Below are 15,769 nucleotides of genomic sequence, written 5' to 3' on the forward strand. Positions count from 1 at the left end.
GCTGTCCTCCCAGTGCGAGCTCCGCCTGCATAAATGCGGCTGCAGCGCCGGAGGTCAATCCGCCAGTTGCAGGACGACGGTCGCAAACGGCGCGAGCAGCAACTCTTTGCCCGAATCTGCCGGCCGGCATGCGCCGCAATCGACCTTTCGTTCTTCGCCCGTCAGATTGACGACGTGAAGCCTGGCGCCTGCAGCATCGCGTGCAACGAAAGACAGCACCTCGGAGGGCGAGGAGGAGACGCATGCCTGCCAGGATGCGCCAGCCAATCGAGACAATGTCCGCACTGTGTTGAACAGCGGGCGCCGCCCGCCTTGCTCGGTCGGTTCGGCTGGACCGGCGATCAGACCGAACGGGCCTGACAAGGCCGAGAGCGTCAGGCATTCCAGACCGGCATCCAGTACCCGTATCGCGTAGCCGAGCGCGAAGGCCTCCGCGAAGCGTCCATTGTGACGCGGGTCGCGGTTGGCCATGGGAACGCGTGCGCCCGACGGATTATCCATCGTGCGGCTGCCATAGGGGTTCTGTCGCATCGGGATCGTCGACGGGCCGATCCGGTAGGGTCTGTCACCGTAGATCGCACGCACCGACCGTGTGATGAAGGGCAGCGCTTCCAATGTCTGCATGACGCTAAGATCGTCGGCGGCATGCACGATCGGATTGGTGCAGTGGCTGACGAAGTCGAGCTGTCCATCCGGGACGCGCTTCCGGTTGAGCTCGGTGAAATAGCTCAGCATACCCCCGCCGATGCGAATGCCGGGAAAGGCGGCGCGAGCGGCGGTATAGACTTCATCCAAAGGCGGGCATTCCGGCCATGTGCTGCCGGGCGGCGTCGACTGCCGGTCAACCGAAGGCGAGATCATGATCGCATCGGGCCTGAATTCCGCCAGCCGCATCTGGCGGGCGATTTCGGCCACCTCGCTTGACGGCGACGATGTGCAGGGAAGGGCGATCTCCAGCGTCGAGCGGCCGCGATGGACCGCGGCGATGGCGGCAAACCGCCTGAGCGCGTCGACGCCGTGTCCGGCACCGGGGTCGAAATGGAAGAGCAGTTCCTGGGGAGCGATTTCCGACAGCACGGACTTTGCCGACAGTGTCGCATCGGCTTCCTCGGGCGTAACGATCACGCCGATATCAGGCATGGCGCCGGTTCGCGCCCCGAGTTCGAGTTTTATGGCGCCGCCTGACGCCGCAGCTGGAGGATGCCGTGTCGAACCGCCGATATCCCTGAGAACAAGCGACGTCTTTTGCCGAACGGGCTGATTGGCGGCAATCTGGTATGGCCAGGGCAGGGCGAGCGGCCTGACATATGTCTTATAGGATGCGTCCGACCAGTTCCTTTGGTCTTCCATTTCAAAGGTGTCGCCCTCCATCCGGCATTCCGCCTGAACGTCAGGCATGATCGCATGAGTGATGGCGCGCATGTCCTTGAAAGGCTGCCAGGGCTCGATGACATCGGGAAACCGGGTTACCACGATCCGGCCGTCGACATGTTCGACCGTCGCCGGTGAACCCGCTACGCCGACGATCGGATGCAGGATGCAGAAGCCGCAGCGATTGGTCTCGAAGCCGGTCTCTGTGATGGCTTCGGCCTCGAAGTCGAGCCGGTCCGCGCTTCCGGTGATGCGAACGTCAATGACAAGCCTCGTGTCATCAGGTCCCTCGCAGCGGGCTCGATAGGCGACCGTGAAACGATTGTCACTCTGCTCGATGCGGAGATCAACAATTACAGGGCTGTGGGTGCCCCAGTCCGGGTCGCGAACGAGGTAGGAGATCGCTCGCAGCACCTCGGTCCCATCGTAGCGGATGGTGCGGAGGTTGCCATTGGCGAGATCGGCTTCCAGTTTTCCTGCTCTCAGCCGAACCGGCGGCGTTTCAACGAGGCGGGTGCCGTAGAGCTGGAACGCATCGACTTTCATCGCAGCATCGCTCCGACATCGATCGTCTGTCCCCTGGCCGCACTGTCATAGGCGGCCTCGACGAGCGCAAAAGTTTTCAGATTGTCGGCCCCTGACGTCGAATGTTCCGCGCCGCGCTCCAGCTGATCGACCCAATGCTGCTGGATCGCGTGGACGCTCTCCTGGATGTTGTGCCAGGGCCGCGAGGCCCATGACAACAACTTCGGCGATACGTCAGTGGTGGTGGTGCCCCTGGCGTTGGTGATTTCGAGGCCGTAACCCTGGGTCAGGCGGATCGTGCCTTCAGAACCGTCGAGCTCGATCAAGGTCTCGGGGAACGGCTCCCTGGAAAGCCTGGTGGCGTAGCTGACGTCGACGACCGACGTGGCGCCGTTTTCGTGATCGAGCAGAATGGTCGCGACATCCTCGCCCTTGATTCTCGGATTGACCCGCTTGGTGCGGGCCGTGAGCGAGCGAACGTCGCCAAGGATATAGCGGGCGATGTCGAGGGTATGGATGCCGAGGTCTTCGATGATGAACCGTTCGCCCTCGGCTAGATAGGGTTGGCCGGAGAAGACGTCGTAAGCCGAACGGAAGGAGAAACGGCCCCAGAAGGGCGTGCCGATGGCATTCGAATCGAGGGCTTTTCGTACAGCCTGGATCGGCGTCTGCCAGCGAAAGTTCTCGTGCACCATCAGCGGTATGCCGGCATTGCGGCACGCCTCGACCATCGAACTCGCATCCGACAAGGTCTTGGCGAACGGCTTCTGGCAGATGGCCGGCACCTTGTTCCGAGCCGCCATTTCGACGAGAAAACGATGGCTTTCGACGGTCGTGGCAATGTCGACGAAATCAAAACCGCCATCGGCAAACAACGCTTCGGAATCGCCATAGCGGCGATCGATGCCGAACTGATCGCCGACGATCTTCAGCCGTTCCGGGTCGCGGTCGCAGATCGCGACGATGCCGGCACCTCGAACGTCGTTCCAGGCATGCAGCTGGTTGACCGCAAAGAAACCGCAACCGATCAAAGCCCCTTTCAATTCCGTCATCTCAACCTGCCTTTGCCATCTGCATGAGGGTGACGCGCTGCTGCAGGCGGCGCTGCGCCTGATCGACCACGACGGCGATGATGATGACCAGGCCCTTGATGACCATCTGCCAGAAGGAGGAGACGCCCATCATCACCAATCCGTCGGAGAGGATGCCGATGACGAAGGCGCCGATGATCGTGCCGCCGATCGTGCCGCGACCGCCCGACATCGAGGTGCCGCCGAGCACGGCTGCCGCAATCGCATTGAGTTCGAAGCTTTCGCCGGTTGCCGGATGGGCTGCCATCAGTTCCGACGAGATGACGACGCCGACGATTGCCGCGCACAGTCCGGAGAACATGTAGACGAAGATCTTGACGACATCGACTCGGATACCCGACATGCGCGCGGCCCGCTCATTGCCGCCGACGGCGAAGATATGGCGGCCGATCGGCGTCGAGCGGGCGACATAGGCGGCCAGCAGGGCAAGCACGATCAGAATCCAGATCGATACCGGCAGACCGAGAATGCGTCCGGCGCCGAAGAAATCGAAGCCGGTGGTGGCATATTCAGGCCGGCCGACAAGGTTCGGAAACGTCTGGCCGTCCGACGACAGCAAAGCGAGACCGCGGGCGATATAGAGCGTGCCGAGCGTGGCGATGAAGGGCGCAACGTTGAGCTTGGTGATCAGCAGGCCGTTGATCAACCCGATGAGCAGGCCGATCGACAAGGTGATCAGCACGATCTCGAAGAGGTTGAAAAAGATGGTGTAGCCGATCGGCAATTCGATGCCGTAAAGGATCAGGCCGCCGGCGACCATGCCGCAAAGCCCGACGATCGATCCGACCGAGAGATCGATGCCGCCGGTGATGATGACGAAGGTCATGCCCATCGCCAGGAAGGCGTTCAGCGCCACATGCTTCGACATCAGGATCATGTTCGCCGTCGAGGTGAAGTTCGGGGCGAAGATCGCAAAGAAGATGATGACGGCGAATAACGCGATGAACGTCCTGAGCTTCATCAGCGTCAGAAGCGCCGAGCCGTTGGCGCCCTTCGGCGCAAGAGTGGTTGATGTTGCCGCCATCATGACGCGAGTTTCCCTTGATGTCCGTGTCCCTTGGCCGAAGCCGCGATAATGGCTTCTTCCGTCGCCTCGTTGCGGTCGAAGACGGCGGCCAGCTGGCCGTTGCTCAAGACCGCGATGCGATCGGAAAGCGCCATGACCTCCTCGAGGTCGGAAGTCGAAAACAGAATGGCGAGCCCGTTGGCCGCCAGCCGCCGCATGGTGCGGAAGACATCGGCCTTGGCGCCGACATCGATGCCTCGGCTCGGCTCGTCCATCAGAAGCACTTTCGGATTGGTCATCAACGCCTTACCGATGACGACCTTCTGCTGATTGCCGCCGGACATCGAGGTCACCTCGAAATCCGGATTCGGCGCCTTGATCGAGAGATCGCGGATTGCATCGCGAACCGCATTTTTCTCCGCCCCCCTGTCGATATGGAAGAGCCGGGTGAAGCGGCCGAGGCTCGCCAGCGTCAGATTGGAGGCGATCGAGAGCACCTGGACCAGACCTTCCCGCTGCCGGTCTTCCGGAATGAGCGCAAGGCCGCGGCGGATGCGCCGCGTGGTGTCGCGGGCACGAACCTGCTTGCCGTCGATGAAGATCTTGCCGGTCGAGTGTGTGTGACGGCCGATCACGCATTCGAAGAATTCGCTGCGCCCAGCACCCATCAGGCCGTAGATGCCGAGGATTTCGCCCGCCTTGACCGACAGGGAGACATTGTTGACCGAAAGCCCACCCGTCGGCCGCGGCAGGCTAATGTTTTCGGCGCGAAAGACCTCGGCTCCGACGGCGTGGTCCACGGACTTTGCAAAATCCTTGGCATCCGAGCCGATCATGGAACGCACGATCCAGCGCGTGTCGATATCGCGGACCATCGCTTCGCCGGTGACCTGGCCGTCACGCAGCACCGTGATGTAGTCGCCGATCCGCATCAACTCCTCGAGCCGGTGCGAGATATAGACGATCGCCACACCCTGGACCTTGAGTTCCGCGATCACCTTGAACAGGATCTCGACCTCGGCTGCCGAAAGCGCCGACGTCGGCTCGTCCATGATCAGGATACGGGCATTCAACGACATCGCCTTGGCGATCTCGACGAGCTGCTGCTGGCCGATCGGCAAATCCTCGACCATCGCATCCGCCTCGATTCCGGCATCCAGGCGCTTCAAAAATGCATTGGCCTTTTGCACCTGCGCCTTGTGATCGATGCCGAGGATGCCGCGGGTGATCTCACGCGTGGTGAAGATATTCTCGGCGACCGACATGTTGGCGAAGAGATTGAGTTCCTGGAAGATCATGCCGATGCCATTTGCCTGCGCGTGCGCCGGGCTGTCGAAGGATACGGGCTTGCCATCGAGGATGATGCGGCCGAGCGTCGGACGCTCGACACCGGCGATGATCTTCATCAACGTCGACTTGCCTGCACCGTTTTCGCCGACGAGGACGTTCACTGCACCGCGGCGCAGCTCGAGATTGGCGCGCTTGACGGCGACGATGCCAGAATAGACCTTCGACACGTCGTCGAGGCGCAGGATGATGTCGTCCTTTTCTGCCTCTCCTGTGGTCATGGGCCGACCTTCAGTTCCGAAGGTGTTATGAGCGGCAGCTCGCCGCTCTTCGGCAGCGGAAACGCGCCGATCGCGGTCACCGTCTTGCCGGCGAGGCCTTCGCGCGGAACGGCTGACAGAAAGGCCGTATTGGCCTTCTCGTTGAAGGCTTTGCCGAACTGCGCCCACTCGATCTGGTTCTTGAATTCGTTGAAATTGACGAACTCCAGCGTGTCGCGCAGCGCCGTGCCGCGCAGCGCTGGCCCGATTTGCACCTTGGCGTCGGCCTTGCCGTCGCCATCTGCGTCGACATCGAGTGTTGCCGCGCGCGAGGCCGTATCGGCCGCGACAACCTTGCCGGTGATCTTCACCGCATAGGTCCATGGCGAGCTGCTCTGCTTGCGGGGATTGCCGTATTTCTCGCCGGCGGCGTCGGGGCTGGAGGTGGCCAGTTGCATGACGTCCTTGAGGTCGCCGGCGCGCTTTTCGAAATAGGGCACTGCCTCGGACTGCCAGATCGCCTCGACCTTTGCATTCGGATCGAAGGCGGTCTTGGCCGCTGCCGCAGCCTTTTCCTCAGCCGTCGGCGTCTTGATGATCTTGCAACCTGGCAAGGCGGCCGCCACGACGGCAGCGAGCAGGGCGCCCTTCATTCTCAACATGCTTTAAACCTCGACGTCTTGCAAAAATGCATTGCGGAGGGCGCAGCGCTGCGCCCTCCGCAATTCGCGGCTGATCAGTTCATCAGGGCGAAGGTTTCGAGCTTGCCGGCATTGTCGGCGTTGATGAGAACGCAATCCATCAACTGCTTCTCTTCCTTTGGCGTCGTCTTGTTCTTTATGTATGCATCTGCCTGTTCCACCGCCAGCTGAGCCTGCGCATAGGCGGGCTGCAGGACCGTTGCCTTGATGCCGCCCGACTTGATGGAGTCGCGCACGTCGTTGGAACCGTCGAAGCCGACGACGATCACGTCCTTGCGGCCGGCCGCCTGCAGCGCGGCGATGGCGCCCATGGCCATGGTGTCATTGCCTGAAATGACGCCCTTGATGTCGGGATTTGCCTGGAGGATGGTTTCCATCTTTGAATAGGCTTCCGTCTGGCTCCAGTTGGCCGACTGCTTGGCGACGGACTTCAGGTCCGGATAGTCGTCGATGACGTCGTGATAGCCTTGCGAGCGGATGCCGGCATTGGTGTCGGACTCCTTGCCCACCAGCTCGACGTAATTGCCTTTCTCGCCCATCAGCTTGACGAATTCCTGCGCCCCGAGCTGGGCGCCCTGATAGTTGTTCGAGACGATCTGGGCGACGGCAACGCCGGTCGCGTTGATTTCGCGGTCGATCAGGAAGGAGGGGATGCCTGCATCCTTCGCCTTTTTGACGGCCGCGACCGAGGCGTCGGCTCCGGCATTGTCGAGGATGATCGCCTTGGCGCCGCGGCCGATCGCCGTGTCGATCATTTCGGACTGCTTGTTGGCGTCGTCGTCATGCGTCATGAGCAGCGTCTCGTAGCCGAGCTCCTTCGCCTTGGCTTCGGCGCCGACGGCTTCGGCCTTGAAGAAGGGATTGTCATGCGCCGGCGTGATGATGGCGATGAGATCGGCCGAAAAGGCCGGAAGAGCCGTTCCAAGCGCTAGTGCGCCGGCAAAAGCTGCAAGTGTCAGTCTGCGCGTCAGTTTCATATTTTCCTCCCTGTTGTGAATGAAGCCCCTTCTCCCTGGGGCGGTTGAGGGGAGGGCTTGCCTCCCCAAGCCGGTTCACGTGATGCGCCGGATGCTTTCGGCGATCTCCTGTGGTTCGAATACCTTTTTCCAGTCGTCGCGCATCAGCGCCGGGATGCCGAACTCGATCGCCTTGTTGCAGGCATCCGAGAACACGCCGTCGACTTCCTTGAAGATGACCGCGCCGAGCACGTTCATATGGCCGAGCAGGAAGTCGCGGGCGGCCTGTTCCGGCACGCCGCGTGCCACGCATTCGTCCATGGCCTGCCGCATGACGACGAGCAGCGATGCGCAGACGGTTTCCGACAAGCCCGGTTCGAGCATGGCAAGCTGATCGACCGTGACTCGGTGCGAGCGCATGACCGGGGCCCAGATCAGCTTGGCGATTTCCTCGCCGAGCGCGTAGGCGCTTTCCGGACCCTGCATCAGCGCCGAGACGATATGCTGCTTGGCGAAGAGGCCGCCGAAGTGGTCCTTCTTCGCCTGCATGTCCGTCTCGTCATTGAAGATCGGCGGATGGCAGGGATGGGTGACGAAATAGGTAAGATCGTCGCGCTTCGGCAGGTGGCCGGCAAAGGGAGCCGCAGCGTCCAGCGCGATCACCATGGTACCTGAAGTGAGCTTGTCGACGATGCCTGCCGCGACTTTGCCGATTGCCGTGTCCGGCACGGCAAGGATCACCACCTCAGCGCCGTCGAGCCCGATATCGACGGGCACGCAATCGACACCGAGATCGTTCTTCAAACGGGTCTTGCCTGCGTCGCTCACCTCGACATGGCGGACCTCGAAACGCGAGCCTTTGAGATTTTTGGCAAGCCGGTATCCCATTTTCCCGCCTGCGCCGAAGAGGGCAATCTTAGTCATGTTTTCCTCACCTTTTCCGTTCTCAATAGGATCACAAACTGGTATGATGAGTCAATCACCATATCATTACTAAATGTGCTAGGATCCACGCTTTTTTGCGTGAAGCCGGTCGATCGCGCGTTTGATCGATGAAACCTCGGGAAACCATCAGTGCTTCCTTCCGTCGCGGATCTGGACGAAATACTCGTCCGTCCCGACCTGGCCGCCTTTAAGCGCGATCTGCAGGCCGTTGGTCGGCTGATAGTCGCCATGCGCAAGGCAAAGCGGAGAACCCGGCGTCTGGGGCAGCGGAAGAAGCGTCGTCAGGGCGTCGATCTTCAACTGCCTGAGGGCGTGACTGGACGTGTCGCCGCCGGCGACGACCGCACGTGAAAGTCCTTCGCTCTCGATCAGGCGGCGCAAGATCGTGCCGAGCGCGCTGCCGAGCCGATGACGCGCGCCCGGAACCCTGTCGATGTCGGCGCCGCGGTCTGCGCACGGGCCAAGCGCGGTATAAAGGATGACGCTCTTGCCTTGCCGGAGCATCTGGATGCCGGCCTCGACCGCTGCATCCACCGCGCCTTCGCCATGCTCCGAGACCAGTGCAAGCGGATCGAGCGCGATACTCTCGAAGCCGTTGTCGACAGCCGTCCGGATCTGGCGCTCGGTCGTTGGCGATACGCTGCCCGAGACGACGGCGAGGCGATCAACCGGGCCGATATCGGGAAACTCGGCGCCGCTGTTGCCGATGAAGCCGCTCCGCCGCCACGCGTTGAGCAGGGCATATTCGACCCCCGAGGAGCCGGCGACAAAGCTTCCCGAACGGCCGGTGGCACGAAGCAACTGTCGACCCGCGGCCTCCTGCGTCGCCTCGGAGTCGACATCGATGAGCAGGATCCCTTCTGAAGCCGACGCCAGTTCGTCGATCCGCGCATCGGCGTCCGGCGCGGTGATGGCGACGAGATCGGCGAGCAGGACGGGAAGGCGGGTCTGCTTCGACAGGTGCACCGCAAGGTCCGCCTCGTCCATCGGGGTCACCGGATGGCGGCTCATGACGGGATGGCGGTCGATGCGAAAGATCCGGCCCTGGTAAGCGGCAAAGAGATTGCCGAATGCCGTGTAGCGCTTCAGTTGCGGCGCGCCGACGATGACCGGCACCACGGATTGCCCGAATACCGATCGGCCGATTTCGATCGCCTTGCCGATATTGCCGATTTCGGGGCTGGAATCGAAGGTCGAGCAGACCTTGTAGTGGCAGATGTCGGCGCCGAGGGAATTCAGCCACTCGAAAGCGCGCGCAAGGTGCTCTTGCATCCAGGCGGGGGTCTCGCTTCGGCTTGTCCCGGCAATGCCGATTGCCCGGCAATCCCTGAAGCGCGCGAACAGTTCCGGCTTGGGAACGTCGAGGAAGAGCACGGTCGACACGCCGTTCGATGCCAATGCCTCCATGACATCGGTGGAGCCGGTGAAGTCATCCCCGTAATAGCTGACGAGAGGTCCAACCATCGTGGTCACGCGCCCTTGCCGTCGCTGAATTTGGCAATCGAGGCGGCGAGCTCCGGATGATCTTTCGCGTAGGTCTCCAACGGGATGTCCGCGACCGCTGCCTGCCAAGCCTGCTGCACGGCCCGAACGCCGGCCGCCGGTCCGCCGGGATGGCTGACGATGCCGCCGCCGCAGAGATAGAGAAGATCGACGGTGCGGCCGGTCCGCTGATAGGTCTCAGGCGCCTGTCCTCCCCACTGACCCGAACCGGCAACCGGAAGCGGGCAATCGGAGGCATCAAACAGCGGCGTGCTGACGGCCTGGAAGGACGAAACGAAGCTGTCGTCCGGCTCCCAATATTTGACCCTGATGCCGTTGATCTGAAACTGATCGACGCCCAGCAGCCGCCAGAATTGCTGGTAGACCTTGAAATCCATGCCGGCGCCCGGGTCGCGCGTCAGCACGTCCCAACCGTTTCGATGTGCGTGCAGCACCAGACTGGAGCGCTTGCGCAGAAAACTCATGCCGCCGAAGCCGATCGAGTTGATGTTGACGACGGCGCAGTTGCCGGCGGCCTTGGCGACGATGTCGTGGTTGCGCATCATCTCGTCGGGGTCGGCATGCGAGATGCCGAAGGCATACATGACCTTCTTGCCGGTCTTCTGCTCGTGATCGAGAATGCGCGGCATGATCGCCGCAACGCGGTCCTTGAGCGGCGAATAGGCCGGGCTCATCAGTTTTTCGTCATCCTTGATGAAGTCGACGCCGGATGAGATCAACTCGCCGACCAGTTCCGCCGTTTCGTGCGGCCTGAGACCGAGCGCCGGCTTGACGATCGTTCCGATGATGGGTCGGCCTTCGACGGCGGTGAGGCGGCGGCTTCCAGGAATGCCGAACTGCGGTCCGGGATGCGCGCTTTTGAAGGCTTCGGGCAGCGTCATGTCGACGATGCGGATGCCGGTCATGCCCTTGATGGAGTAGACGCCGCTGATCGCAATGGTCATCAATGCCGAAAGGTCGGTGCCGATCGCATCCAGTGGAAAGGCGATGTCGACATCGGCGCGATGAAGCAACGTGCCGGGGGCGATCTCGGGCCAGGTCGGATGACGCGCATCTTCGAGCGGACGGATCGCCAGGACGCGGGCGGCGACGCGCGATTTCAGCTCTTCGGTTTCACCGGGAACAGGCACGAAGGTACCGGTCGACTGGTCGCTCGCGATCTTTTCCGCCATCGCCTCGACGCTGCCGGGCGTTTCGATACGGTAGGTCAGGGTAATTATCATGAAACGGACGGTTGCTCCTCTCGTCACGCAGATTACCATGGCGTCAACTTGTGATCTGGTATAATGAGTATTCCAACTCATGAAAAGTAAAATCTTCGGATCCCCAATTTTTCGCCGACAGCTTTGTTCTCGACCCGGAAACTGTTAGGAGGAAACATTTGAGCCAGCGAGATATGATGACCCAGCCCCTCGAACAAATCGTCCGCCGGAAACTCTCTGACGAAGTGTTTGATCGACTTGAGCGAATGATTACCTCGGGCGAGCTCCAGCCCGGCGACGAAATGCCCTCCGAGCGGGTGCTGATGGAACGCTTCGGCGTCGGCCGGCCGGCGATTAGGGAGGCCATGCAGTCCCTTGCCAACAAAGGGCTTGTCAGCATTTCACATGGCGAGCGGGCCAAGGTTCTCCGGCTGACGGCAAAATCGATATTCCGCCAGGTCGATCTCACCGCCAAGATCATGCTGTCGCAATCGTCGGACTCGCTGGAATATTTGAAGAGCGCGCGCATCTTCTTCGAGCGGGGCATGGCGCGCGAGGCCGCGCAGCGGTCCTCGGCAAGCGATATCGCCGACCTCAGGAACATCATCGAACGCCAGCGAATGTCACTTGGCCGGGCCGAAGAGTTCATCGACGCCGACATGGAGTTTCACACCCGCATCGCGCAGATATCAGGCAACCCGATCTACATTGCCGTCAGCGAAGCAATGCTTGCCTGGCTGAAGGAATATCATACCGAGATGCTGATCTGGACCGGCAAGGAAAAATTCACGCTCGCCGAACACGACGAGATCGTCGACCGCCTTGAAGCAAACGATGTGGATGGCTCGGAAACGGCGCTGCTCAAGCATCTTGAGCGGTCGCGGGCGCTTTACGCGAAATAATCGCCAATTACCTTATGAGCAATCCTCCTGCTTAAAGACCTCGATTGTTGACCGCGTCGCGGCTGTCGGACGCGGCAGTGCATTTATCGGCCGCAGCGGAACAATGATCAAAGAACGAGGTTGTGAATGGGTCAAGCACGCAAAGATCCCCAAGGAGGACATCACAATGCGCATGAAACTTGTAGCAGCTTCCCTCTTCGCTATCGGGATGGCCACATCCGCTTTCGCCCAGTCCAACCCAGCGCCGGCCGGCGCAACGATCGACAAGAATCACGCCGATCAGGGCGGCGGCGCCACTAGCGACACGAAGACTAAAAAGCCGATGGCAACGGATTCCACCACGACGAATTCCACGACCAGCGGCACGATGAAGATGGATAAGACCAAGTGCCCCAATCCGGTCAATAACTCTGCCAATCTTCAGACACAGGGCGGTACGAGCAACGCCACCCCGATGGATGAAGCCTGCGCGGCTCACAACAATTGATCGGCTTCCTCACGAAAATTCCCATCGTGACCTGACCCCCGAAAGTTGGACATCCAACCTCGGGGGTTTTGCGTGGGCGAACTTCAGCAAAGCACGTCCGTCGGGCAGGGCCGCTGCCGGCACGACGGCTTCAGGCCGCTAGCCTTCTTTTCTCGATGGCATGATTCACCAACGCGAAACGTGCCGGATCGGATGAAAGCGACGTGTTTGTCCGATATCGTATGCATTTGGACTTGAAAAACTCCGGCGATGCCGTCCATGCAAGGCCCAACACCGGTTATTAAAAATGCGCCGCCAGACCCCCCAATTCATCCGGCGCCGGCCAAAAGGGGGCGAGAGGACAACTATTGGTGCCGTTGAGTGGCGAACTGGTCCTTTTCTAAGGAGCAGACCAAAGTCATCGTTTCAGGAACTTCGACGCCTGCCGACTGGGAAGGCACCGAACTGGCGACGATCGAGGACGCAAGGCAACAAGCCGTGCAAGATGCGAGAGCGCTGATGAGCCAGCAGTGCTTGCGGGAAAAGACATGTCGGCGAGAAAGATACACATCTGTGACGAACAGGGAACCGTTTTTCTCACTGTGCTTTTCGTCAGAGACGATCAGGAGCTCCGACTAAGACATCCTGTTCTAAATTGATGTCGTCCGAAAACCGCCCACACTTTTCGGCTTCATGCTCTGGCGGAACGCCGGATCGGCAGTCCGATCAAGCGCTCGTATTCCCGTTCCGGAATGCCGTAGCTTCCGGCAGCGATCTCCTCCAGCCTTTCTCGGTCGAGAACCTTGACGTTGGCGCGGGTCGACCTAATGGCTCTCATTCCTTCGATGACATGCAGTTCGTTCGTCACGCCCGAGCGGCGTACGCCGAGCATCAGCGCCAGAAATTCATGCGTGAGCGGCAGGTCGTTGCCATTCAGCCGATCGTGACACATCAACAGCCAGCGGGCGAGCCGCTCATGCATGTTGTAGCGCCCGTTGGCGAGAGCCGACTGAGCCAGTTGTATATCACAGCAATGCATATATTGGAGGAACAGATCGTTGACGGCAGGAAACGCCGCGAGCACCCGCCCGAAGGTCTCGACGGAGACCAGCAGGCCGGATCCCGCGGCCTGCATGAAGGTCCGATTGGGTGTCGTATTCGTCTTCAGAACAACATGCAGTCCTGCCATGCCCTCATATCCGATATGTCCGACCTCGACGGCTTCGTCTTCGGCGTTCGTCGCCACCATCGATGCCAGACCACTTTCGACGAAACAGACATGTTCGTTCGGCTGGTCTGACTCGACCAGCACATGTCTCAACGGCAGCTCGACGCGTTGGGCATCGGCGGCCAGCAGGTCAAAGGCCTCCGCAGGCAAAGCCTTCAACAGCAAGTTATGAACAATACGCTGATCCAGTGCGGGCATGACCCCTCTCCAGCGGGAGGGAGCCCGCGCTCATACCGGCAGCTATGAGATCGCGGTAATGACCAGCTTATGCGTCAAAACAGCAGCCATATCCATATTTGGAAGACGCTTTGTGCGGTTTTGACAAAACTTGCGGGCTGCTCGGGAAATCTGTCAGGGATTTCGGGGCAGACGGATCAGAAAACTCGCGCCGGGCCGCCGATTCTCGATGTGAAGCTCGGCCCTCAACTGCTGCACCAGAACGCGCACGACCTTCATGCCCAAGCTCTTGCCGTCATTTTTAGAGACGGAAAATCCGTCCGGGAAACCTTTTCCATCATCGGCGATTTCAAGGCGGATTTCGTCGGCGGTGGCGCGCGCACTGACGGTGACAGTGCCTGAAATATCGGAATAAGCGTGCTTGAAGGCGTTCGTCACCAGTTCGTTGACGAGAAGGGCAAGCTGGATTGCCCGGTCTGCATCGATAACGCACGCATCCGCGTCGACCGAAACCGTGTGCTTTGATGCCGCCTGCTGCAGGCGCAGACACAGGCTTGACAGAAAATCCGCCAGTTCCACCGTTTCGATGTTCGGTTGGCGCCACAATTGATCGTGTACCTCGGCAATGGTGCCGACGCGCGCTTCGGCATCGCGCAAAGCCTCTCCCACCTCCTGCTGTTCAGCCGAGCGGGCCTGCATCGAAAGCATGGCGGTGACCAGCGTCAGGCTGTTTTTGACACGATGGCTCATCTCGCGCAGCATGATTTGCTGGTGCTCATCTGCAAAGTGACGCTCGGTGTCATCCCGAAGTACCTTGAGATAGCCGGCTCTTTGATGATGGGCGCGCAGCGGCATGGTCAATCCGCTGCCCCAGAACGTGGATCCATCCTTACGCAAATGAAATCGTTCGTTTTCAGCCCGGCCGCGCTCAAGCGCCGTCTCCATCTCGCGGTCAAGCGCCACATGGCCCTCGGTGCGGTCTTCCGGTACGAAGAGAATGCGTGCGTCTTGACCGAGAATCTCATCTTCCAGATATCCAAAGATGCGGCAAGCCCCGGTGTTCCAACTGATGATCCGCCCATCTTGATCAAAGGAAAAGATCGCGTAATCGATCGCGCTTTTAAGAATAAGCTGGAGGCGTTCCTCGCTGGCGCGCAACGCTTCGTCCTGCTGAAGCGTCAGGGTCCGGTCCCGGACGATTTTCGCCAGGCCGTAGATCCCACCCACGTCGTTGCGAAGCGGCATCATCAGCCCTGACGCCCAGAACATGCTGCCGTCTTTTCTGACGTGCCACCGATTGTCGTCGGCGCGGCCGGTGGTCAGCGCAAGCCGCTTCTCTTTGAGCGGCGCTCCGGCGAGTTGATCCTCGAATGAAAAGATGATGACCCCATTCTGTCCGATCATCTCGGATGCCGAATAGCCGAAGAGGTTTTCCGCACCGGCACTCCACGTCGCCACAGTGCCATCGAGATCCATGGCAAAGATCGCATAGTCGAGCGCGCTCTCGACGATGTGGCGATGGATTTCATCCTCGTCGCTCGGGAAGGAATATTGATCCATACCAGTGACCCCCAGCTGGATTACCGTAGGTGAGACTTTAGCATCTGCTAAAGGAATTTCTCGACGCGTGCGATTGCGTACAAAACCCGGTCGGCGAACCGCGTGCTAAAGAGGCACGGTGGGTCAAATGCCTTGCAATCGGCCACCCCGGGGTTCAAAATTTCGGCATCGCCGAGCAGACTTCATGGCGCTCGCGGCTGGGAGACGGCATGCTCTCGCCAAACGACGCGAGCAGAGCGATACGACCGTTCAAAAGCGAAAAATCTATCGCAGCTGGCGGATCCGGAGCTTTCTTTTTCTGGACAGCATTCTCGAGCCATACTCGGCGGCCACCGACGTCGTATGGAGGCTGGCGCCCTTGGATTTCTAGCTAACCGACCTGTCGTTCGTCGATTGGTCGTATATTTGCCGCCGTCCTCAGGCTTTGCACCAGTAGCGATCGGGGCTTGCCCCTCGTCGGCGAGAACAAGTCGTGCTCTGCCTTTGGATAAACAATCTTTTTCCAGTTATGCGGCGGATTGACGCACAACCCAAGGGATGCTACCTATAACTTAATTGGTCAGGCCAATTGACCAGCTGCGCGCTTAAG

14 protein-coding genes are annotated in these 15,769 nt (G+C 60.5%); 3 read left to right on the forward strand and 11 right to left on the reverse strand.

The genetic code is table 11. The features are described from left to right. Positions 1-54: 54 nt before the first annotated feature. The 9 genes from apnL to oiaX all read right to left on the reverse strand — a co-directional run bounded on the left by apnL (position 55) and on the right by oiaX (position 10,868). Positions 55-1,917, reverse strand: coding sequence for a D-apionate lactonase (gene apnL, locus AC25BC_RS25120; RefSeq protein WP_128438763.1), 1,863 nt, complete (start codon positions 1,915-1,917; stop codon positions 55-57). Continuing rightward, positions 1,914-2,948: a Gfo/Idh/MocA family protein gene (locus tag AC25BC_RS25125; RefSeq protein WP_128438762.1), complete on the reverse strand. Its 1,035-nt coding sequence runs from the start codon at positions 2,946-2,948 to the stop codon at positions 1,914-1,916. Before AC25BC_RS25125 ends, apnL begins: the two co-directional genes overlap by 4 nt. A 1-nt stretch (position 2,949) precedes the next feature. Further along, on the reverse strand, positions 2,950-4,014 hold the full coding sequence (locus tag AC25BC_RS25130; RefSeq protein WP_017957302.1) for an ABC transporter permease: 1,065 nt from the start codon (positions 4,012-4,014) through the stop codon (positions 2,950-2,952). Then, positions 4,011-5,561 carry a sugar ABC transporter ATP-binding protein gene (locus AC25BC_RS25135; protein ID WP_128438761.1) on the reverse strand — a complete coding sequence of 517 codons (1,551 nt, stop codon included), beginning with the start codon at positions 5,559-5,561 and terminating at the stop codon, positions 4,011-4,013. Before AC25BC_RS25135 ends, AC25BC_RS25130 begins: the two co-directional genes overlap by 4 nt. Next, positions 5,558-6,202 carry a DUF2291 family protein gene (locus AC25BC_RS25140; protein WP_017996051.1) on the reverse strand — a complete coding sequence of 215 codons (645 nt, stop codon included), beginning with the start codon at positions 6,200-6,202 and terminating at the stop codon, positions 5,558-5,560. The genes AC25BC_RS25135 and AC25BC_RS25140 overlap by 4 nt, the downstream gene beginning before the upstream one ends. A gap of 74 nt (positions 6,203-6,276) precedes the next feature. After that, positions 6,277-7,218, reverse strand: coding sequence for a D-ribose ABC transporter substrate-binding protein (locus AC25BC_RS25145; protein WP_128438760.1), 942 nt, complete (start codon positions 7,216-7,218; stop codon positions 6,277-6,279). Positions 7,219-7,293: 75 nt separating this feature from the next. Beyond that, complete coding sequence (locus AC25BC_RS25150) at positions 7,294-8,121, reverse strand: phosphogluconate dehydrogenase C-terminal domain-containing protein (protein WP_128438759.1); 828 nt, start codon at positions 8,119-8,121, stop codon at positions 7,294-7,296. Between the two features lie 147 nt (positions 8,122-8,268). Beyond that, entirely contained in the window at positions 8,269-9,606 is a 1,338-nt protein-coding gene (locus AC25BC_RS25155; RefSeq protein ID WP_128438857.1) for a four-carbon acid sugar kinase family protein, read from the reverse strand. A 5-nt stretch (positions 9,607-9,611) separates the two neighbouring features. Beyond that, the gene (oiaX, locus tag AC25BC_RS25160) at positions 9,612-10,868 is read right to left on the reverse strand and encodes a 3-oxo-isoapionate-4-phosphate decarboxylase OiaX (protein WP_128438758.1); all 1,257 of its coding nucleotides are present in this window, start codon (positions 10,866-10,868) and stop codon (positions 9,612-9,614) included. 176 nt (positions 10,869-11,044) lie between these two features. Between oiaX and AC25BC_RS25165 the strand changes: the two genes are divergently transcribed. From AC25BC_RS25165 to AC25BC_RS25175, 3 genes are all read left to right on the forward strand, one after another. Further along, positions 11,045-11,749 carry a transcriptional regulator NanR gene (locus tag AC25BC_RS25165; RefSeq protein ID WP_026157568.1) on the forward strand — a complete coding sequence of 235 codons (705 nt, stop codon included), beginning with the start codon at positions 11,045-11,047 and terminating at the stop codon, positions 11,747-11,749. A 166-nt stretch (positions 11,750-11,915) separates the two neighbouring features. Further along, positions 11,916-12,236, forward strand: a complete 321-nt coding sequence (locus AC25BC_RS25170) for a hypothetical protein (RefSeq protein ID WP_128438757.1) — start codon at positions 11,916-11,918, stop codon at positions 12,234-12,236. Between the two features lie 360 nt (positions 12,237-12,596). Further along, complete coding sequence (locus AC25BC_RS25175; protein WP_432431575.1) at positions 12,597-12,854, forward strand: DUF6894 family protein; 258 nt, start codon at positions 12,597-12,599, stop codon at positions 12,852-12,854. 52 nt (positions 12,855-12,906) lie between these two features. Here the strand turns inward: AC25BC_RS25175 and AC25BC_RS25180 are convergent, their stop codons facing one another. Continuing rightward, a complete protein-coding gene (locus tag AC25BC_RS25180) occupies positions 12,907-13,641 on the reverse strand; it encodes a Crp/Fnr family transcriptional regulator (protein WP_128438756.1) in 735 nt (244 codons plus the stop codon). Positions 13,642-13,794: 153 nt separating this feature from the next. Beyond that, complete coding sequence (locus AC25BC_RS25185; RefSeq protein WP_017996045.1) at positions 13,795-15,180, reverse strand: sensor histidine kinase; 1,386 nt, start codon at positions 15,178-15,180, stop codon at positions 13,795-13,797. Positions 15,181-15,769: the final 589 nt, after the last annotated feature.

The sequence above is a fragment of the Rhizobium sp. WSM409 genome, from assembly GCF_057653825.1.

What these genes read in the sequence shown, in the direction of transcription:
- AC25BC_RS25170 (WP_128438757.1), top strand. Translation starts at nt 11,916, where the DNA reads ATGCGCATGAAACTTGTAGCAGCTTCCCTCTTCGCTATCGGGATGGCC.
- AC25BC_RS25185 (WP_017996045.1), bottom strand. Translation starts at nt 15,180, where the DNA reads ATGGATCAATATTCCTTCCCGAGCGACGAGGATGAAATCCATCGCCAC.
- oiaX (WP_128438758.1), bottom strand. Translation starts at nt 10,868, where the DNA reads ATGATAATTACCCTGACCTACCGTATCGAAACGCCCGGCAGCGTCGAG.
- apnL (WP_128438763.1), bottom strand. Translation starts at nt 1,917, where the DNA reads ATGAAAGTCGATGCGTTCCAGCTCTACGGCACCCGCCTCGTTGAAACG.
- AC25BC_RS25145 (WP_128438760.1), bottom strand. Translation starts at nt 7,218, where the DNA reads ATGAAACTGACGCGCAGACTGACACTTGCAGCTTTTGCCGGCGCACTA.
- AC25BC_RS25130 (WP_017957302.1), bottom strand. Translation starts at nt 4,014, where the DNA reads ATGATGGCGGCAACATCAACCACTCTTGCGCCGAAGGGCGCCAACGGC.
- AC25BC_RS25180 (WP_128438756.1), bottom strand. Translation starts at nt 13,641, where the DNA reads ATGCCCGCACTGGATCAGCGTATTGTTCATAACTTGCTGTTGAAGGCT.
- AC25BC_RS25125 (WP_128438762.1), bottom strand. Translation starts at nt 2,948, where the DNA reads ATGACGGAATTGAAAGGGGCTTTGATCGGTTGCGGTTTCTTTGCGGTC.
- AC25BC_RS25150 (WP_128438759.1), bottom strand. Translation starts at nt 8,121, where the DNA reads ATGACTAAGATTGCCCTCTTCGGCGCAGGCGGGAAAATGGGATACCGG.
- AC25BC_RS25140 (WP_017996051.1), bottom strand. Translation starts at nt 6,202, where the DNA reads ATGTTGAGAATGAAGGGCGCCCTGCTCGCTGCCGTCGTGGCGGCCGCC.
- AC25BC_RS25165 (WP_026157568.1), top strand. Translation starts at nt 11,045, where the DNA reads ATGACCCAGCCCCTCGAACAAATCGTCCGCCGGAAACTCTCTGACGAA.
- AC25BC_RS25155 (WP_128438857.1), bottom strand. Translation starts at nt 9,606, where the DNA reads ATGGTTGGACCTCTCGTCAGCTATTACGGGGATGACTTCACCGGCTCC.
- AC25BC_RS25135 (WP_128438761.1), bottom strand. Translation starts at nt 5,561, where the DNA reads ATGACCACAGGAGAGGCAGAAAAGGACGACATCATCCTGCGCCTCGAC.